This is a genomic window from Agarivorans sp. (assembly GCF_050295395.1).
Lineage (GTDB): Bacteria > Pseudomonadota > Gammaproteobacteria > Enterobacterales > Celerinatantimonadaceae > Agarivorans.
This window is the reverse complement of the sequence record NZ_JBNKPP010000060.1, coordinates 1-19,337: the sequence shown is the minus strand read 5'-3', so window position 1 is coordinate 19,337 and position 19,337 is coordinate 1. Positions and strand designations below refer to the sequence as shown.

Here is a 19,337-nt window from a genome sequence, read left to right as displayed (position 1 = left end):
TTGTAAGCGCTTTTTTATTTGCAGAGGGTGACCCAAGCCGGTGGGCTCGATAAGTAAGCGTTGAGGTTTGGCTTGTTTTAATAAAGCATTTAGGGCCACTTGAAAGGGCAAGCCAGCGGTGCAACACAAGCAGCCGCCGGGCACTTCTTTAATCGCTACATTGCTTGTGTTTTGCGCTTCAAGAATGCTTGCATCTAGGCCGATTTCGCCAAATTCATTGCTGAGCACCGCCCAAGTTTGTTGTTCGGGCTTTTGCTTTAATAAGTGTTGAATGAGGGTGGTTTTTCCTGAGCCCAAAAAGCCTGTAATTAAATGGCAGGGCACGGCTGTTAGCTGGTGTTGCATGGTATGGTTCGCTGGCTAATAAACAACAGTGATTAGCGACTATAACACAGCCAAGGCTAGCACCCTTATTCAGCCTGCGAGAATTTAGGCTTCGGATCTGGCTTGTTGTATTTTCTGGCAAATGTGCTCGGCTATAGGGAAGGCAGAGGTGGCCGCTGGTGACGGCGCGTTACAAACATGCAAGCTGCGGGGGCTGCTGGCGAATAAAAAATCATGGACTAGGGTGCCATCTTTGAGAACTGCTTGGGCGCGAATACCAGCTGGATAGGCATGTAAATCACTGACCTTAAGGCTAGGGCAGTACTTTCTCACGCGCTCTAGGTAAGCTGATTTAAACAACGAGTCCTTAGTTTCGCTTAAGCCATGTTGAAAATGCTGTTTGGCCACTTTCCAAAAGCCACAGAAGCTAAGCATCTGTTTAACATCAGCGAAGTTGATGGAGCCTTTGGCGTAGCCCTCTCTAGACCACCCTTGAACGGCATTCGGGCCTACGGTTACGCTACCATCAATCATTTTGGTTAAATGCACTCCTAGAAAAGGCAGCTCGGGATCTGGGATGGGGTAAATAAGGTGCTTGATTATTTGGTTGTGCTTAGCGGCAAGGCGATAGTATTCGCCGCGATAGGGAATAATCTGAAAGTCGATGTCTAGGTTTAGCATGTTACACAAACGGTCGGCCATGAGGCCTCCGCAGGCAACCAGATAAGCACAACTTATTTTTCCTAGCTTGGTGGTGATATCTATCTGTTCGGTTTGCTCGTTGAGAGCTATGACCTGATGAGAAAGTAAGATTTTTCCGCCATTGTCGATAAATTCTTGGGCAATTTTTTGACAAATTTGTGGGTAGCTAACGATGCCTGTAGCAGGAATGTACAAGGCTCCCAAACCGGCAATGTTTGGCTCTCGTTGTTTTAACTCTTGGCTGCTAAGTTGCTGGTAGGCTATGTGGTTTTGTTGGCAACGTTCAGCAAGTTGCTGCATACGAGTTAACTCAAGCGGATTGCTGGCCACTAGTAACTTGCCGCATTGCTGGTAGGGTATCGCATGTCGCTGACAAAACTCGATAGTTTGTTGCAGGCCCTGCTTGCAGAACTTGGCCTTTAAGCTACCCGGTTGATAATAAACCCCAGCGTGGATCACTCCGCTATTGTGACCGGTTTGATGGAAGGCTAATGAGGCTTCTTTTTCCAACAGAGCGATGTTGGCATTAGGGTAAGTTTTTTGCAGCTGCAAGGCTGTCGCCAAGCCCACTATGCCTCCGCCAATAATACAAAAATCGTAATCCACTAAGTTATTCCTTTGGTTTTCAATTGGTTCTGCTGGGCTTCACTAAACCAGAGACGCTAGTGTATTTAGACTAAAGATATCAAGTGATAACTGAATTCACCACTCAGCAATGATAAAGTTAAATTTATCAATTTGCTAACGAGATATTTAAATGGATTTAACAATTTTCAACGGAGTGTTGTTGCTGTTGCTTGGTTTGGCCGCAGGCGTGATTAATACTTTAGCGGGTGGTGGCTCTAATTTGACCTTGCCAGCATTGATGATCATGGGGATGCCGGCAGAGTTGGCGAACGCGACTAATCGGGTTGGAATTTTTTTGCAATGCCTCACTGGCGCGCTGGGATTTAAAAAACACGGTAAGCTGGATACCCAAGATCTAGGCCCAATATTATGGCCTACGCTAATAGGCGGTTTACTTGGAGCCATAGTGGCATCTTACGCCGCAGCTTGGTTAGTTAAATATTTATTGCTAGGCGCGATGTTGGCAATGGCTAGCTTAATGCTGTTCAAACCTTCTGTGGTGGCTCCAGACCTAGGTACTCAGGCTAAAACTGTGGCCGAGAGTTCCAGCGCCAAGTGGAGCTTAATGCTGGCGGGCTTTTATGGTGGTTTTGTTCAGGCTGGGGTGGGCTTTATCTTGTTAGCCGCCCTTGCAGGGAGTTTGCGTTATGATTTAGTAAGAGCCAATGCATTGAAATTGGTATGTACTTTGGCATTTACCAGTGTTGCCTTAGTCGTTTTTATCGCAAGAGGACAAGTGGTGTGGTTGCCGGCCTTAGTCTTATCTTTAGGCTATATTGCCGGTGCTCATTATGCGGTGAAATTTGCTATTCAGGCAGAAGCAAGCACCCTAAAGTGGTTTTTGTTTATTATGACCTTGCTGGGCTGTATTGCAGCGTTTTGGTTTTAATAACGGGAGCGTTAAATGAAAATTTTATATTTGGCCTTGTGTGTATTCATCATCAGCGGCTGCAGTTCTAAGCCACCAGGTATCGAGCCTGTTGATAATTTTGAGTTAAGCCAATATTTAGGCACTTGGTATGAAGTTGCCCGTTTGGATCATGCCTTCGAGCGCGGTATGAGCCATGTGAGCGCAACTTACAGTGTGCTGCCGAATGGCAAAGTTAAGGTGATTAACAAGGGCTTTTCCGAGCAGGAGGGGCGTTGGTTAAGCGCAGAAGGCCTTGCCTATTTGCCCGAGCAAGGACGTGGTTATTTAAAAGTTTCCTTTTTTCGACCGTTTTATGGGGCCTACGTGATTTTTGCTTTGGACCAAGAAGCCTATCAATATGCCTTGGTTGCGGGACCGAGCAGAAATTATTTGTGGTTATTGGCAAGAAGCCCAGACTTACCGCATGCTATTCGTAGTGAACTCCTTAGGCGAGCCAAGCAAGCGGGCTTCGATGTGGATGAATTAATCTATGTGGATCATCAGTCAGAGGTAATTAAACACCAGGAGTAACTATGTGGGTAGAAGGTCGAGTAATAAAGCGAATTGATTGGAACAAACAATTGTTTAGCTTGAGGATAGAGGCCGACATTGCCCCTTTCGTTGCCGGGCAATTTATAAAGTTGTCTGAGTTACAACAAGGAAAGCGGATTGCTCGTGCCTATTCTTTGGTAAACCCTCCGGGAGCAGATTATCTTGAAGTGTTAGCGATTAAAGTGGAGGAGGGGACACTTTCGCCTAACCTGCATAACTTACATGTGGGCGATACTATTGAGGTATCGAGTGCCGCCGCAGGTTTTTTGGTGTTGGATGAGGTCCCTGAGGCTGAGCATCTTTGGTTGATGGCAACAGGGACCGGTATTGGACCTTATTTGTCGATGTTGGCCACTGACCAGCCATGGCAGCGTTTCGATAAAGTGGTTGTGGTATACGGGGTTAGATATGCCAGAGACTTGGCTTATTTGGACGTGTTGGAGCAGTACCAGCAGCGTTATCCTCAACAGTTTGTTTTACAAACCATGGTCACGCGGGAGAACTATGCAGGGGCCTTAGCTAAGCGTATTCCAGAGGCGATTGACGATGGTAGCCTAGAGAACGCGGTGGGCTTGTCTTTAAGCGCCGAGTGCACTCAAGTGATGTTGTGTGGCAATCCCGAGATGATCACTGCAGCAATGCAATCTCTTGAAGGTAAAGGTTTAAGTAAAAACCTAAGGCGTAAACCGGGGCAGGTTACAGTTGAGCGATACTGGTAGGAAGGAGTCTTGGGCTAATTAACGGCCTAAGCTTTGCTTGAAAACTGAGCTGTGTGCTTTAGAATTAAGCACATTATTGTCAGTATTTTTTACATTCGATGGCAAGAACATCCAAAGCATGGGTTTAAGTCACTGCTAAATATAGATTTTTCATTTTGGCTTGATAATTGCTTTATACGTGGTATTACCAGTTTGATATACAGAATGCTATTTAGGGGGCGTTGTGTTAAAAAAAATTTTATTAGCCGCAAGTTGTGCCGTATCGTTATCGGCCTTTGGCGCGACGGAGACATGGTCTTTTGAAACCTTTTCTCGTGACTTCAATAACAATGGAAATACCTATTCTGGTACGTCGTCGTCTGGAACTGGCCTGAGTTTGACGGGGTGGTCCAACACCGGTCCCCGTGACACAATTGAAGATGCCAAATTGGGTTATTCATATGGTTATGGCTTGACCCTGCAAAACCGTGATGAGGGTAGTTGGAGTCCTGACCACGCCATTGATAGCAATAATGAAAGACCATGGTTACGCGACTACGACATGGTGTTGTTGAGCTTTGATGTTGCGGTTAATCTAGCGGGCTTCTCACTCGGTTGGGCTCAGGAAGGCTATTGGAGCCAAGCCGATATATCGGTATTGGCCTATAACGGAGCTGATGCTCCAGTTTTAGCTGGTAGCACATGGGATGCAGTGGCGGATTTAGCCAGCGGCTGGACGAGTGAGGCCCAAGTATATAATGCAGAAGACTATGCTTATCAAGCTATCTCCAGCAGCACTGAATCGAAGTATTGGTTAATCGGCGCCTACAACCCGGTGTTTGGTGGCCCCGATTGGTTTGCTGGCAACGACGCATTTAAGTTGGCTGGTGTGCAAGCTCAAGCTGGCTCTCAACCTAGTACCAGTGTCCCTGAACCCGGCACTGTGCTGTTGTTTGCAGCGGGCCTATTTGGTATTGCTTTGCGAGCTCGCAAACGTTAATTGATTATTTGAACCTCCTTCCTTTCTGAACAAAAATACGAAATACTCAGTGTTTCGTATTTTTTTGTCTTTTTTTTAGCCCTTGTTCATTAGATACTGTTTTTAGTCGAATTCATTTCCCCTGACCTCGCAAGGATTGCCGCTACCTAATGAAAAAATTATTGATCGCTTTTGCTTTATCATCGCTAGTAAGTATTAGCTTTGCTAATGAACAGATTAACGATTACGAAATGGCGGTTAAAGCCTTTCATAATGGTGAAGAAAACGAAGCTTTTATTCATTTAAAGAATGCGTTGAAGGCAGATCCCCAACATCTATCTTCTAAGTTATTGCTAGCTAAAGTGTACTTTTATGCCAATAACTTGGGCTCGGCGGAAAAGCAATTACGCGAGGCCCTAGACATGGGCGCAGATATCAATCTAGTGCTACCGCTATTGGGTAACGTTTTATTGTTGCAAAACAAAGTCGATGAGTTGTTAGCGTTTGCAGATAGAGAGCATGAATTCTCTAAATCAACACAATTTGAGTGGAAGTTGCTGCAGGGACAAGTAATGCTAAAGCAGGGGCAAGCAGAGTTGGCTAAGCAGCAATTTGAGCAAGCTACTCAATTGGCACCCAGCAAGACAGCTGCAATGAATAGCTTAGCTATGTTATACCTTCAGCAAAAACAATACCCTTTGGCTGAGCAGTGGATCGAACGCTCTCTAGCGCAAGCGCCAAATAATGAACGGACTTGGGTATTAAAAGGTGACTTAGTTTCTGCCAAAGGTGATTTAAGCGCGGCCTTGCAGCACTATCAGCGGGCTTATGCGCTCGACCCTAAAGACCCCAAGGTACTGCGTAGTTTAGTTATTGCTAATTTAAAAATGGATAAAGTAGAAGAGGCAAAACGCTATCTAAAATTGGTACAACAACAAACGCCTAACGATCCCACTGCTATTTTAGTGTCGGCCAGTTTATTGAGCGAACAAGATGGCAAGGATATTGCCGAGCAGGCTTTAGTAAGCTTAGCGCAAAATATTTCTACCGCCGATGGTGAGCAATTGGCAGACGCTAATAATTTGTTATTTATTCAGGGGGCATCTGAATACATTCTCAACAATGATGAAAAGGCTCAGTTATACTTGAGCCAATATGTTAGGCAGCAGCCGAGTGATTTAGCAGCCATTCGCCTACTGGCGAAGGTGTATCTGCGCAACGGCGAAAATAGTAAGCTTCAGTTGTTATTACAAGATAACTTTGATTACATTATTAGTGAGTTAGCTTTGGCTAGCCAGCTAGTTTATTTATATATAGAAACCGGTAACTTATATAAGGCACAGCAGGCCTTTGAACAGATTCGAGCCTACCACAGTGATTCGTCTTATGTGGTTTTGTTAGAAGCTGAAGTGATACGTGCCGCAGGTGATCCTGAACGGGCTTATCAATTGTTAAGCACTATGCCTTATCAAACCACTGATGCGCCCTTGAAATGGTTGCAAATTAAGGGTGAATTGGCCTTGCAACTTGGCCGCTTGGATGATGCCAAAAGCATAGTTACGGCATTGCAGCAACGAAATGTTCCCACAGAAAACGCCAATAACTTACTCGCCGCTTATTACATTAAAACCGAGCAAGCGGAGTCGGCATTAGGCTACTTAGAGAAAGTATTGGCGGTTAATCCTAATAATGTCAGCGCCGCTTATAACAAAGCGTTTGTATACCAAAGCCAGGGCCAGCTGCAGCAAGCTTTAGCCTTATTAGAAACGATACTCGCGGAACACAAACAGCATGCTCCTAGTCATCTGTTAATGGCAAATATCTATTTGCAACAGCAACAGTATGAAAAGGCCACCGAGCAGTTAGATACACTGTTAAACCATCAGCCAGATAACAGAATAGCTCTAGATTTAAAACTATCTACGCTATTGCGAACTCAACAATGGGAAGATGCGCTGAAGTTGGTGGAGAAACTTAATCGTGAATATATTCTTAATCAAGATTATTTACGCATTTATACTGAAGTCTTAATTCAATTGCAGCGTTTTGATGAAACCGATTATCCTCTTGGCTTATTAGCCAGCCTTTGGGAAAACCAGCCGCTTAAATTGGTTGATTTGGCCAGTCTACAAATCGCTGCGCAGAAACCAAACCAAGCTAAGCAAAGTTTACTTGAGTCGCTGGCACTCGACCCAAGCTTAGCCGATGCTCTATTAATGCTAACCGGTGTGGAGTTGTCACAAGGTGATTTTAGTGCGGCGGCAAAGAGCTTGGATAAGTTTGAGGCGCAATTTTCTAAAACCAGCAAATCCTTACTGTTAAGAGGCCAATTATTATTTGCTCAAGGCGATAAATTGCAAGCTCAACAGCAGTTTAGCGCAGCTTTAGATAAACAACCGACAAACCGAGAAGCGGCTATTGAGCTATATCAATTGGCTGCTGAAAATATTGGGGTTGAGGCTTTTCACCAACAAATGGAAGCGTTGTTGAATGATAGCTATCAGATGGCTTGGCAGCGACGGCTGTTGGCAGACAGCTATTTACAACAAGGACAAAATGCTCAAGCAATTCGACATTACGAGCTGTTAAGGCAATTTCCTCAGCTGAGTAATGAGCCAGAGTTGCTCAATAACCTAGCTAATTTGTATGCTTTGCAGGATTTAGATAAAGCCTTTCAAACCATCAATATTGTATTGCAGCAAGGTGTGAAAAGTGCGGCTATTTTAGATACTGCCGGTTGGATAGAGCAGCAGCGAGGGAATCATCAGCAGGCCTTGGTTTATCTGCGAGAGGCCTACACGATGAATGCGTCTGACCCGAGTATACGCTACCACTTGGCGGTGGTGCTAAATAAGTTAAATAGACCGGAAGAGGCGAAGAGTGAGCTAGAAGCCGCGTTAGATTCTGAGCAACAATTTACCGAATATGAACAGGCAAAAGCCTTGTTGAAAACCTTGGGTTAAATATTTAACACACGTTTTAGTTTGCTTAGAACGATTAATAGAGAGGCGCTTTGAGGGTGACGGTGGCAAGATTACGCCACCGTCACTTGTTCGCAACTTTCAGCTTAAAGCTTGAAGCGTTGTACTAAGGTTTCTAATTGCTCGGCTCGCTCATTTAAATTAACACTGCCAGCTCGGTTTTCTTGGGCAAGCCCAGCAGATTGACTAGACTGATCGGCAATATGGACCACCCGTTGTGAAATTTCTTGTCCTACATGGCTTTGCTCTTCGGTCGCCGTGGCAATTAGGGCGTTCATGTCCATGATGTGTTGAATCGACTCTTTAATTAGTTGTAACGCATCGCTGGCGGCGTTAGCACCGCTAACCGCCTCAGTGCTACGCTCTTGGCTACTATCCATGGCCGACACTGCAGCATCAGAGCCATTTTTCAGGCGTTCAATCATTTCATGGATTTCACCGGTGCTTTGTTGAGTACGACTGGCTAGTTGTCTTACTTCATCGGCAACCACCGCAAAACCTCGGCCTTGTTCCCCGGCTCTGGCAGCTTCAATGGCGGCGTTGAGCGCAAGTAAGTTAGTTTGTTCGGCTATTCCCTGAATTACACTTAGAGCCGAAGATATGTTTTGTACATCACCTTCTAGGCGTTTAATCACTTCACTGGCTTGGCCTATTTCGTTAGCCAATTGTTCAACACTATGCACCGCTGAGCTTACCGTTGTCATCGCCTCGCCTGCGTTAGTATCAACTTGTTGGGCAGAGCTAGCAGCTTGGTTTGCGTTATCAGATACGTCGTGGGCCGAGGCGGTCATTTCGGTCATTGCTGTGGCAACCTGTTCGGTTTCTTCACGTTGTTCTAGTAGCAGTTGGTCGACGCTGTTAGCTCGTTGCGACATAGAGGCTGTTTCTTGTGCTACTTCATGAGCCACGCTACCTACCTTACTAATAATCTCGTGTAATAAACCAATGAAGGTATTGAAGTTGCCTGCCAGTTGCCCAAACTCGTATACGTAGTCTGTTCTAAGTCTGGCCGTAAGGTCAGCATCGCCAGAAGCTAACTTCGCAAACGATTGATTCAAATCTCTTAACGGAGCCATGATACTACGGTTGATCAAATAGCTAATCACCAAAGCTAAGCCGAGTAAAACTAGGGCGGTGAAGGATATGAACAACATCGATGAACTCAAGCTTTCTTCGGCGCCATCTTTTAGCTTGCCGATGACTGCATCAACATCATCGGTATAAAAGCCGGTGCCAATGAGTACATCCCATTTGTCTAAATAGATGGCATAGCTAAGTTTGGGGAGAGCTTGCTTACCCCCTGGTTTGGGAAAGTAATAGGTATAAAATTCACCGGCTTTGGAAGCTTTTAACAAGTCTTGCACGATGTATTGATTTTGCTTGTCTTGTAGGGTCCAAAAGTTTTTGCCGATACCGTTATCACTTAAACCTAGCAAAACTCTTACACCGTTTTTATCGTAACCAAATAGATAACCATTTTCGCCGTATTTAAGTCGCTTTAGCGTGGGGAGTGCTTGTTCTAAACTACCACCGCTTTCATAAATATCAGCAATAGATGAGTAGGCCATATCGAGATAGGATTTTAATTCATCTTTACGCATGTCCATCATGCTGGCTTGGGTTTCATTACTTTGAGCCTGACTTAACGCGCTAGTTTCTTGGTAACTTAGGTATAACATGCTTCCGGCCAATACAAGTAATGGCCCGATAGCAAGGATTAACAAACGTTGATTAATGCTTAGCGACATAGTTAGCTCCTGCTGCGCTAGTGTGGAACGTATAACGATTACGATTTGTATCGGTTGTTACGCGCCATAGTTTAGATAAAGTTAATGTAAAAATGACTACAAGGTGAAACGGCTCACTAATTCCTCCAGTTGTTGTGCTCGTTGTTTTAAATTGACGCTACCAGCTTGGTTATCTTGGGCTAGCTGTGCAGAGGCATTTGATTTATCGGCAATATGCTCAACTCGCTGAGAAATATTCTGACCTACATACTGTTGCTGTTGAGTGGCGCTGGCGATAAGAGCGTTCATGTCCATGATGTGTTGGACCGATTGCTTAATCTTCAGTAAGGCTTCGCTGGCAGCGTTAGCGCCAGTTACCGCTTCACTGCCCCGCTGTTGACTATGATTCATTACCGAAACTGCCGCATCCGAACCACTTATTAGGCGTTCTATCATGGCATCGATATCTCTGGTGCTTTGCTGGGTGCGATTGGCTAAGTTGCGAACTTCATCGGCCACAACAGCGAAGCCACGTCCTTGCTCGCCCGCTCGCGCCGCTTCAATAGCGGCGTTTAAGGCCAACAGGTTGGTTTGTTCGGCAATGCTTTGAATCACATTTAAAGCCGAGGAAATGTTTTTAATATCGATTTCTAGTTGGCTGATCACTTCACTAGCTTGGGTGATTTCTGCGGCTAATTGCTCAACTCTATGAGCAGCGCCTGTTACCGTTGTAATTGCTGCTTCGGCGTTGCTGTCGACTAGGTGGGCAGACTCTGCGGCTTGTTTGGCATTAGTACTCACATCATTTGCTGAAGCTGTCATCTCGGTCATCGCTGTTGCAACTTGTTCTGTTTGCTGGCGTTGTTCGAGTAGTAGTTGGTCTACATTGCTGGCGCGAGTCGACATGGAAAGGGTTTCTTCGGCAACATCCCTAGAAACGCTACCCACTTTACTAATAATCTCATGAAGCAGTGAAATAAACGCGTTAAAGTTATTGGCTAACTGACCGAACTCGTACACATAGTTGTTGTTTAGCCTAGCACTGAGGTCGGCTTCACCTGAGGCTAGCTTGGCAAAGGAGTGATTTAACTCTTGTAGAGGCGTCATGATACTTCGGTTGATAAAAAAACCGATGATGAGGGCGAAGGCCAACAGTGCAGCTACACTCAAACCGATCAGTTGTAACGATGAGTTTAAGCTCTGCTCACTTTGATTTTCCAAGCCGTTGATCACTGCTTCGATGTCATCGGTATAAAAACCGGTGCCCATCATTAGATTCCAACGATCCAAAAAAATCGCGTAACTTAATTTGGGTAGTGCCTCTGTTTGACCAGGCTTAGGAAAGTGGTAAGTATAAAATTCTCTATTCTTGGATGCTTTAATTAAGCCTTGGATGAGGTATTGACCTTGTTTATCTTGTAGTGACCAGAAATTGTCGCCAAGCCCTTTCGTTGAACTGCCCGAGAAGATACGGATGCCCTCGGCGCTATAGCCAAAAATGTAACCAGATTCGCCGTATTCTAAGCTTTTTAGTATGGGTAAGGCTTGCTCTAATGTACCGCCTGTTTCGTAGATAATGGCTATGGATGAGTAGGCTAAATCTATGTAGGACTTTAGTTCTTCTTTTTTTAGTTGCAGCATGCTGTCATGCGTAGCACGAGACTGCTTATGACTGAGCTTTTGGGTTTCCGAAACGGTGAGCCATAAGATGATGATGGCAAACACAAGTATCGGAGCTATCGACAGCACCAGCAGCCGTTGGCGAATAGTTAAAGACATAAAGAAGCTCTCAATAAGTTATTATTTTAGTTTTTACTTAAGTGTAGACGGCATTCATTCGTGCTGGTCTGCACACGCTTGCGCTAATAGGCAAATGTGATCACGCTTTAGTTTTATAGGCTATTTAGTCCAGATTTTTAGCAGGGGGGCTTTGCTGCCAAACCTTGGCTGGTACGATGTCTAAGGCTGTTTTATAGCCAATGTTGAACAAGCGGAGTTTGGCATCATCGCTTAAATGAAAGTCAACCGGAGAGGTATTCCCAGTGTTGACCACGATGGTTCGATGCCAAAATTTCTCATTCACGTATTCGCGAGAAATAGTGGTCATAAAGGTTCGAATTAATAGTGATATGTAGGAAGCTAAGGGGAAAAAACCATTGGTTTGTACCGGTTTAATATCATTGTCACCGCGTAGCCTAAAACAAATAACTGGGGTGCCATCTTCGGCCCAGTCTTGATGCAGCGCATCTTCAGAGAGAATGCTACCGTCTACCATGAGGTGTTCTTGGTAGGGCTTAAAAGAAAAAATCAGTGGAATGGACATCGAAAAACGTACCGCCCTTGAGACTTTTTCGTTGGGGGTCTTTAACGCGTCAAACACGACCGGAGAGCCAGAACGAACGTCGGTTGCTACAATATGCAATTGTATTGGCAGTTGGCTGAAGGTCACGCCGTTAAGCAATTCGTCAATCCAAGTTTCAAATTTGTCTCCAGAGCATAGCCCTCCGTTACGCAGTAGGCTGAACAACGAAAACCCCTTAAAACGCTCAAAATTAGTATCTAAGGCGATTTTTTTTATTTGTTGCACCTCCATGCCGCTAGCAAATAATGCGCTAATAATGCTGCCTCCTGATACGCCAACAATATGAGAGAATTCGATATCGAGCTCTTTTAAGCCGGCTAAGATACCGATATGCGCAGGTAAGCGAGTCCCTCCTCCAGCAAATATAGGCACTAGGGATCTTGGTGATGGGCATTGCGTTGAGTTATTCATAATAAGATGATAGCCCAAGTGAGAGAGTTATGATTTGGCTTAATTGGCTAGACTAATTTTAGCTGGTTTATGGCATTATGGCTGGAATAAGGAGAATCTTTGACAAGTATTCGTATGGTCACCAAGTCTTTGTATTATCTACTGTTAAGCCTCATCATCAGTTTTGGCGCTGCAGCGCAGCTGCCAGCTTGTGATAATCAGCAGTTAAATTACCAACCAGCCTCGCCTGAGCATTTGCAGGTGCTGCCCGATGTGAATGATTTCTCGGTATTGGTATGGAATACCTACAAGGGGAAAAATAGCAGCTGGCATCAGCAATTCACCGATTTTAGCCAAAACATTGACTTTATGTTGCTGCAGGAGGTGAGTCTGCGGCAAGTGGATGCGTGGCCGTACAATGCTCAGTGGTTTCGTTATCAAGCCATGGCTTTTGAGTGGCAAGGTGATCAACTAGGGGTGATGAACTTGGCTAAGTTCGCCAGTGATAAAAGTTGTCTGCTGTTAAGCCCCGAGCCTTGGATTAGGTTGCCCAAATCGGCCTTGTTACAACTTTATCGTTGGCAGGATAGAGAACTGTTAGTCATTAATATCCACAGTATTAATTTTACTTTGGGTGACCAAGATTACCGGCAGCAGCTACAACAGTTACAGTCTTGGCTTAATCGCTATCAGGGGGCGATGATTTTAGCCGGTGACTTTAATACATGGAGTCAGGGGCGATTAACGGTATTACAGCAATTTGTGGCCAGGCAGCAGTTGAAAACGGCGAATTTTGAGCCTGATTTGCGCAGCCATTTCTTTGGTGAGACTTTAGATCATGTGTTTTATCGAGGGCTGGAGCTTAAAGCCAGCACCAGCATTGCTACTGAGGCCTCAGATCACAATGCTTTAGTGCTGCGGTTTGGTTTTATTAAGCGCTGACTTCGGTCACGTTTACATATAATTTTAGAGTTTGGCCGGGCTGTAAATAATGGTTTTTATTGAGATCGTTCCACTTTAATAGATCGCTAACCGATACCTTGAATTTTTGGGCAATGCGTGACAAGGAATCACCACTTCTCACTTTGTAGGTGACGCTTTGAATGTAGTCTTTGGCTACTTTGGATTGTTGCCAAATGACCAATTTTTGACCCGGTTTTAAGGTGTCTGCGGGGGCCATGCCATTCCATTTTGCGATGTTGCGGTGATTCACTTTATAAGCTTGAGCAATACTCCAAAAGCTATCGCCTGACTTAACCGTATATTCAAGTTTGATATTGCCGCGAGGTTTGTTTTGTTGGCTGGCTAAACGTTGGCTTTGACTTAGGGTATAAGCACTTTGCTTACGCGACGAGACCGGCACCAATAAGTGTTGGCCAGCCCTAATGGTATTGTTGCTAAGTTGGTTTAGCTCTCTTATCTGCTTGCTGGTGGTATTGTAACGAGAGGCTATCACACTCAGGCTATCACCAGATTTCACCTTGTATCGAGCCCATTGCATGCGCTCTTGTTTAGGTAGGGAAGCCAGTGCTAGCTCAAAGTTTGCTACTCGTTTACTCGGAATGAGTAAGTAATGAGGGCCATTGGGGGCGGTTGCCCAGCGGTTAAAGCCCGGGTTTAATTGATGCAATTGCTCTAGCTTTATTTCGGCCAGCTCGGCTGCTAGCGCCAAATCTATTTGGCTGTAAGTATCTACTTTTTGGAAGTAGGCTTGGTTGGCAATAGCAGGGATGGTTAAATTGTAGCTATCGCGATTTTGCAGCATTTTACTCAGCGCTAGTAATTTAGGAACATAGGCGCGGGTTTCTTTGGGTAAGTCTAAGGACCAAAAGTCAGTGGCTTTACCGGCTTTTTGGTTGGCTCTAATCGCCCGTTTGACCCGGCCTTCGCCCGAATTGTAGGCGGCTAAGGCGTGCAACCAATTTCCGTCAAAAAATTTATTTAAATATTCCAAGTAATCTAAAGCAGCGTGGGTTGAAGCATAGACATCGCGTCTACCGTCATACCACCAGTTTTGTTCTAGGCCAAAACGCTTGCCCGTTCCGGGAATAATTTGCCACATACCGGCCGCTCGCCCATGAGAATAAGCAAAGGGTTGGAAGGCACTTTCTACAATTGGTAGCAGGGCTAGCTCCAAGGGCAGTTGGCGGCGTTCAAGTTCTTCAACGATGAAAAATAAGTAAGGCTCTGCCCGCTGCGATACTCGATTCATGTAATTGGGGTGTTTGAGGAACCAATTTAACTGCGCTTGTAGCCGTTTATTGTTTTCAGGCAAGGGCAGCATGAGTTGTGCCTCAATACGCTGCCAAACATCATCGTAGACCACGGGTTCCACAATTGGCTTAGCTTCATTTTGAGCGATGGTTTCAGTTTTTTTGGGCTGCGCTATAGCAGAAGGGGGCGATTGCAACTCTTCTGCTGGCGAGGTTAACGGTGCGTTATCTAGCTGCTCAGACTGAGAAGATAGGAGTTGGCAAGCGCCCAGTAATAAAGTTAAAAGGCCAACAATGAGCGCTTTCATGATTTTTCCATCGACGATAAATTTAGGCCTCATGGTATTGAGCGGAGGGCGCTTTGGCAAGTCAGAAGCTATCTTTCCATGATCTCAGGCCCGCGAACACGGCTATCTCATTGTTTAGTGGTCGCGAGTTATGCATTTCTACCGCCGACTTTATGCTACTTTGATCGCACCGCAAAAACGGGTTTACCGCCAGTTGTTGCTCTAGGGTGCTAGGTAAGGTGGGAAGGCCTGACTGGCGCAGTTTGCTGATGTGTTTTTGGTAAGCCAGTAGCGCCTGATTTTCTGGTTCAACGGCTAGGGCGAATTTCACATTAGCTTGAGTATATTCGTGGGCAGAATATATTTTCGTGTTCGGCTCAAGAGCTTTGAGCTTGCTTAATGAGTGGTGCATCTGCTCGGCGTTGCCTTCAAACAGGCGGCCGCAACCAGCTGCAAACAGGGTATCGCCCACGAATAGCTGGCCAGCACTTAAATAGGCTACATGATCTAAGGTATGACCGGGAACCTCGATCACCTTGAAGCTATTTTTTAAACCTTCTGGCGTAATTTGCTCACCATCGGCAACGCCTTGGTGGGGAAATGGATAAGAGCCATTTTTAGGAGCATAAACGCGGGCTTGTGGGTAATAACTTAATAGCGCTTCAACACCGCCAATATGGTCGGCGTGATGGTGGGTAATTAAGACCGCAGATAGCTGGCAATTGAGGTCGGCTAAACGTTGTTTCACCACCTCGGCGTCTCCCGGATCGACCACCACACAAGCGTTTGATTCGGGCTCTTTGATTAACCAAATATAGTTATCATTAAAGGCAGGAATATGGAGGATTTGCATTATAATACCTCAGTCGTTAAAGTCGATGACACATTATTGCCTTATCGGCAGTAGATTGGTATGGGGAATTAATGAAACCGGCGAAAATTCGTGACGTCATTGCGAGCCCTGATTTTTGGCAAGAGATGCCCTTGGGAGACTGGTTGATGGAACAGCAACAGAGCTTGCTGGACCAATATCTACCGGTTGCCTTTGGTTACCACATGTTAAAAATTGGCAATTTGAGTGCTCAAGTGAATTGTCATGCCTCAATGATTCGCCATCAGTTAAATGTGGCGCCTAAAGGTCATTTAATCGGTTTACGGGCACTGCCCGAACAATTGCCGTTTCAAGAAAGCAGTATCGATCTGTGTTTATTGCTGCATAGTTTAGATTTCTCGAAAGACCCTCACCAGTTATTGCGCGAGGTTGAGCGGGTACTAACCGCCGACGGTTACCTGATTGTTAGTGGCTTTAATCCCTTTAGTTTGGTAGGCCTGCGGCGTTATTTTCCGTTTCGTAAACGAGGTTTGCCGTGGTCATGTCGTATGTTTACTCCAGCGCGGGTCAAAGACTGGCTGCACTTATTAGGTTTTGAAGTGCTTAATGATGAGCGTTTTGCTTACACGTCGTTTGTGAATAGCCGACCTGCTCCGCAGTGGTTTGAGCGCTGGGGAAAGCGCTATTTCCGTCCAACCGCGTCTGCTTATTTTATTGTTGCCCGTAAACGCCGAGCGCCATTAACTCCGGTGAAAAAAGTATGGCGGGTGAAACAGCGCATTCCGGTTCCATCTTCAATCAGCGGCTAGGTTAAATCTTCATAGGCTTGGTCTATCAAGCTGGCGTTTTGTGTTGCTGCTTCGCGAGCCAGCTGATCAACGCGCTCATTTTCGGCATGGCCGGCATGGCCCTTTACCCAGTGCCACTCTAACTGATGTGGCTGACAAGCGGCATCGAGGCGTTTCCATAAGTCGGCATTTTTTACTTCGGCCTTAGTTGCTGTTTTCCAACCGCGCTTTTTCCAGTTGTGGATCCATTGAGTAATACCTTGGCGCACATACTGGCTGTCAGTGGTGAGCACCACTTTGCAGGGTTGGTTTAAGCTTTCCAAGGCGACAATTGCCGCTAACATTTCCATACGGTTATTGGTGGTGAGTCGATAACCTTGGCTAATTTCTTTTGTATGTTGTTGATAAACCAATAAGGCCGCGTAACCACCTGGGCCGGGATTACCTAAACAGGAGCCATCGGTAAACAAGTGAACTTCTTTTGCCATATATTTGTTAAACTTGGGAAAGTAATAAGCTAGTGTCGCATAGGAGCTATTTTGAACCAAACTAAGAGTCACCGTTTAGTGGTTTTCGATACGGAAACAACCGGTATGAACGATACCGGAGGCCCAATCTATGAAGGCCACCGTGTCATTGAAATTGGTTGCGTTGAAGTGATTGACCGAAAGCTGACCGGTAATACCTTTCATGTTTATATTAATCCGCAACAACTCATTGATGAAGAAGCGATACAGGTGCACGGGATCACCGATGAATTTGTTGCTGATAAGCCTTTGTTTCACGAAATTGCCCATGATTTTGTTGAGTTTATTCGTGGTGCCGAGTTAGTAGCACACAACGCGAACTTCGATATTAGCTTCTTAGATCACGAGTTTAGCCTAATGTCGCGGGCCTTAACTCAAGCAATGCCTAAGTGTGCCGATATTTGTACTATTACCGACTCGCTGTTAGTGGCGCGACGCGGTGAATACAATAAGCGTGAAATTCAGTTGGCGGGCAATAAGCCTTTGCCTTCGAGAAAGAATCTAGACTCATTAAGCGATTATTATGGCGTAGACCGTTCTTCTCGAACCTATCACGGCGCTTTGCTTGATGCGGAGTTGTTGGCTGACGTTTTTTTAAAAATGACCGGAGGCCAAAATAAACTCAACCTTAGACATAAAGGCAGTAGTGATGGTGTGGATGTTCGCCCCATCGACGCCAGCCGTGCTCCACTTAAGGTAGTCATGGCGACAGAGCAAGAGCTTGAAGCTCACCAACAACGCTTAGACTTGGTGGAAAAAAAGGGAGGCCAGTGTCGCTGGCGCAATTAAATGATAAAAAAATGCCTCTGTTTGTTATTTGCGGTAGTGATACTGCCGCTGCAGGCTACAACGATATTTGAAAATCGTGACATTCCTTTAATCGACAATCGTTTTCGCTTAGATGAAAGCATCGCTAAGGCGACTTTTCTTCTTTATCGCTCTGAGGGGGCGCCTGCGGCAATTTTGGTGCGTCCAGATGGAAGCAAAATATATGCTTGGGATGTGCCAGAAAATGTCAGTTGGTTAGAAACTGACGAGTTAGATATTGTCACCATCGAGAATCCGATGCGCGGTCCATGGCAGGCGGTAGCGGAAAACAAAGGGCGCAATCGTATACGGGTGCTCAGCGACATAGCAATGGAAGTGGATCCCATTCCTCATCAGTTATATCAAGGTGAACGCTTAAGAATCACCGCACGGCTTACCTCTAAGGGAGAGCGAATTGACTTAGAGGTCATGCTACGAGAAGCCATAATGAATGTAGCTTTGTTGCATGAGCAACTGCAAGATGACCAAACTATCGAAATGCGCCGCGATAGTTTGGGTAAATTTTACGACGACGGTAAAAATTACGACGAGTATGCCTATGATGGGGTATTTACCACGCATATTAAATTAGACGTTAGGCCCGGAAAGTATGAGATGGTAATTAGCACCTTAAATCAAATATTTACACGCGCCCAACGAACTCCGGTATTGATTTACCCTAATCCGGTTTCTGTTGAAGTGATATCACCTAAGGATCAGCAGCGAGAGGCCCAGATGGCACTGTTGATTGATACTGATGAAATTAAACCAGAATCGGTGGTGATCAGCGGCAAGGTTTATAACAATGTGGGTTGGGAAGAAGCATTTCAAGTTTACGGTGATGGCGAAGAGTTTTCGGTTAACCTACCGACCCCTGCAGAACAAGGGCGTTACCGAGTGATGGGAACGCTGCTGGCAACCACCATACAAAATCGTGATATTGTCATCGACTTAGCAGAAGAAGACTTTGTGATTTTGCCACCGCCACCACCACCTAAGCCTGTGGTTGAGGTGGTGGTGGTGGAAGAACCGCCAACACCTTGGTGGTTAGTTATTTTATTGAGTGTTCTAGGCTTGTTGTTGGTCTTCGGCTTAATCTTTGGCTTTATTTGGTGGCGCAAGCGTAAAGCTTATGCTGCGGCCTTAAAAGAAGCTAAAGTTGCCGCCTCTAACCAAGTGAAAACTGCAGAGCCGAAAATGGATGATGCCGACTCTTTGCAGATGCCACCGGAGTAAAAAAGCAACGGCTTGGTTAAAAGCAGTGCGCATTGGCTAAAACATCGGCGGTTAAACAGGTTTTTAAAGAAATAAGACAATTCTTTGTTGACTCGTTATAGGCATAACCGTATTATCTGCGCCGCACCAGACGAGATGGTTCTGCGGAGTGGTAGTTCAGTTGGTTAGAATACCGGCCTGTCACGCCGGGGGTCGCGGGTTCGAGTCCCGTCCACTCCGCCAATTCTGTTTTAGTCTGTGTGTAGCGTTTCGATGTAGCGGAGTGGTAGTTCAGTTGGTTAGAATACCGGCCTGTCACGCCGGGGGTCGCGGGTTCGAGTCCCGTCCACTCCGCCAACGACGAAACGATTTGATGCTTAGGAGTGGTAGTTCAGTTGGTTAGAAAGATCGGAAGA

Annotated in this window: 17 protein-coding genes and 2 tRNA genes; 11 read left to right on the top strand and 8 right to left on the bottom strand. The window is 45.6% G+C overall.

Going from position 1 to position 19,337, the window contains the following annotated elements; all coding sequences use genetic code 11:
• On the bottom strand, window positions 1-345 hold a 345-nt coding region (locus ACQY6Q_RS03555), incomplete at its 3' end, for a CobW family GTP-binding protein (protein ID WP_427977952.1).
• Window positions 346-429: 84 nt separating this feature from the next.
• On the bottom strand, window positions 430-1,632 hold the full coding sequence (gene lhgO / locus ACQY6Q_RS03550) for an L-2-hydroxyglutarate oxidase (protein WP_427977949.1): 1,203 nt from the start codon (window positions 1,630-1,632) through the stop codon (window positions 430-432).
• A gap of 151 nt (window positions 1,633-1,783) precedes the next feature.
• On the opposite strand from lhgO, the gene ACQY6Q_RS03545 reads away from it, so the two are divergent.
• The 5 genes from ACQY6Q_RS03545 to prsT all read left to right on the top strand — a co-directional run bounded on the left by ACQY6Q_RS03545 (window position 1,784) and on the right by prsT (window position 7,755).
• Window positions 1,784-2,542 carry a sulfite exporter TauE/SafE family protein gene (locus ACQY6Q_RS03545; protein ID WP_427977946.1) on the top strand — a complete coding sequence of 253 codons (759 nt, stop codon included), beginning with the start codon at window positions 1,784-1,786 and terminating at the stop codon, window positions 2,540-2,542.
• 15 nt (window positions 2,543-2,557) lie between these two features.
• Complete coding sequence (locus ACQY6Q_RS03540; protein ID WP_427977944.1) at window positions 2,558-3,094, top strand: lipocalin family protein; 537 nt, start codon at window positions 2,558-2,560, stop codon at window positions 3,092-3,094.
• 2 nt (window positions 3,095-3,096) lie between these two features.
• Window positions 3,097-3,834 carry a ferredoxin--NADP reductase gene (locus ACQY6Q_RS03535; RefSeq protein ID WP_427977941.1) on the top strand — a complete coding sequence of 246 codons (738 nt, stop codon included), beginning with the start codon at window positions 3,097-3,099 and terminating at the stop codon, window positions 3,832-3,834.
• A gap of 223 nt (window positions 3,835-4,057) precedes the next feature.
• Entirely contained in the window at window positions 4,058-4,813 is a 756-nt protein-coding gene (gene xdp1, locus ACQY6Q_RS03530; protein WP_427977938.1) for an exosortase-dependent surface protein XDP1, read from the top strand.
• Between the two features lie 149 nt (window positions 4,814-4,962).
• Window positions 4,963-7,755 (top strand): XrtA/PEP-CTERM system TPR-repeat protein PrsT, encoded by a 2,793-nt coding sequence (gene prsT, locus ACQY6Q_RS03525; RefSeq protein WP_427977935.1) that lies wholly within the window; start codon window positions 4,963-4,965, stop codon window positions 7,753-7,755.
• A 104-nt stretch (window positions 7,756-7,859) separates the two neighbouring features.
• Here prsT and ACQY6Q_RS03520 read toward each other — a convergent pair whose 3' ends face one another.
• The 3 genes from ACQY6Q_RS03520 to ACQY6Q_RS03510 all read right to left on the bottom strand — a co-directional run bounded on the left by ACQY6Q_RS03520 (window position 7,860) and on the right by ACQY6Q_RS03510 (window position 12,273).
• Window positions 7,860-9,521 carry a methyl-accepting chemotaxis protein gene (locus tag ACQY6Q_RS03520; RefSeq protein ID WP_427977933.1) on the bottom strand — a complete coding sequence of 554 codons (1,662 nt, stop codon included), beginning with the start codon at window positions 9,519-9,521 and terminating at the stop codon, window positions 7,860-7,862.
• Window positions 9,522-9,617: 96 nt separating this feature from the next.
• Window positions 9,618-11,279, bottom strand: coding sequence for a methyl-accepting chemotaxis protein (locus ACQY6Q_RS03515; RefSeq protein WP_427977931.1), 1,662 nt, complete (start codon window positions 11,277-11,279; stop codon window positions 9,618-9,620).
• A gap of 124 nt (window positions 11,280-11,403) precedes the next feature.
• Window positions 11,404-12,273, bottom strand: coding sequence for a patatin-like phospholipase family protein (locus ACQY6Q_RS03510; protein ID WP_427977929.1), 870 nt, complete (start codon window positions 12,271-12,273; stop codon window positions 11,404-11,406).
• A gap of 99 nt (window positions 12,274-12,372) precedes the next feature.
• On the opposite strand from ACQY6Q_RS03510, the gene ACQY6Q_RS03505 reads away from it, so the two are divergent.
• Window positions 12,373-13,194 (top strand): endonuclease/exonuclease/phosphatase family protein, encoded by an 822-nt coding sequence (locus tag ACQY6Q_RS03505; protein WP_427977926.1) that lies wholly within the window; start codon window positions 12,373-12,375, stop codon window positions 13,192-13,194.
• Here the strand turns inward: ACQY6Q_RS03505 and ACQY6Q_RS03500 are convergent.
• Both ACQY6Q_RS03500 and gloB read right to left on the bottom strand, forming a co-directional pair.
• Window positions 13,184-14,773, bottom strand: coding sequence for a LysM peptidoglycan-binding domain-containing protein (locus tag ACQY6Q_RS03500; RefSeq protein WP_427977924.1), 1,590 nt, complete (start codon window positions 14,771-14,773; stop codon window positions 13,184-13,186). The genes ACQY6Q_RS03505 and ACQY6Q_RS03500 overlap by 11 nt on opposite strands.
• Before the next feature lie 61 nt (window positions 14,774-14,834).
• On the bottom strand, window positions 14,835-15,605 hold the full coding sequence (gloB, locus tag ACQY6Q_RS03495; RefSeq protein WP_427977921.1) for a hydroxyacylglutathione hydrolase: 771 nt from the start codon (window positions 15,603-15,605) through the stop codon (window positions 14,835-14,837).
• Between the two features lie 71 nt (window positions 15,606-15,676).
• On the opposite strand from gloB, the gene ACQY6Q_RS03490 reads away from it, so the two are divergent.
• Window positions 15,677-16,393 carry a methyltransferase domain-containing protein gene (locus ACQY6Q_RS03490; protein ID WP_427977919.1) on the top strand — a complete coding sequence of 239 codons (717 nt, stop codon included), beginning with the start codon at window positions 15,677-15,679 and terminating at the stop codon, window positions 16,391-16,393.
• On the opposite strand, the gene rnhA is transcribed toward ACQY6Q_RS03490, so the two are convergent.
• Window positions 16,390-16,860, bottom strand: a complete 471-nt coding sequence (rnhA, locus tag ACQY6Q_RS03485) for a ribonuclease HI (protein WP_427977916.1) — start codon at window positions 16,858-16,860, stop codon at window positions 16,390-16,392. The genes ACQY6Q_RS03490 and rnhA overlap by 4 nt on opposite strands.
• A 51-nt stretch (window positions 16,861-16,911) precedes the next feature.
• Between rnhA and dnaQ the strand changes: the two genes are divergently transcribed.
• The 4 genes from dnaQ (at window position 16,912) to ACQY6Q_RS03465 (ending at window position 19,278) form a co-directional block, all read left to right on the top strand.
• Complete coding sequence (gene dnaQ, locus ACQY6Q_RS03480; RefSeq protein WP_427977914.1) at window positions 16,912-17,688, top strand: DNA polymerase III subunit epsilon; 777 nt, start codon at window positions 16,912-16,914, stop codon at window positions 17,686-17,688.
• The gene (locus ACQY6Q_RS03475; protein WP_427977912.1) at window positions 17,689-18,942 is read left to right on the top strand and encodes a TIGR03503 family protein; all 1,254 of its coding nucleotides are present in this window, start codon (window positions 17,689-17,691) and stop codon (window positions 18,940-18,942) included. It begins immediately after the preceding gene.
• Between the two features lie 145 nt (window positions 18,943-19,087).
• A tRNA-Asp gene (locus ACQY6Q_RS03470) sits at window positions 19,088-19,164 on the top strand.
• Between the two features lie 37 nt (window positions 19,165-19,201).
• Window positions 19,202-19,278, top strand: a tRNA-Asp gene (locus ACQY6Q_RS03465).
• Window positions 19,279-19,337 lie beyond the last annotated feature (59 nt).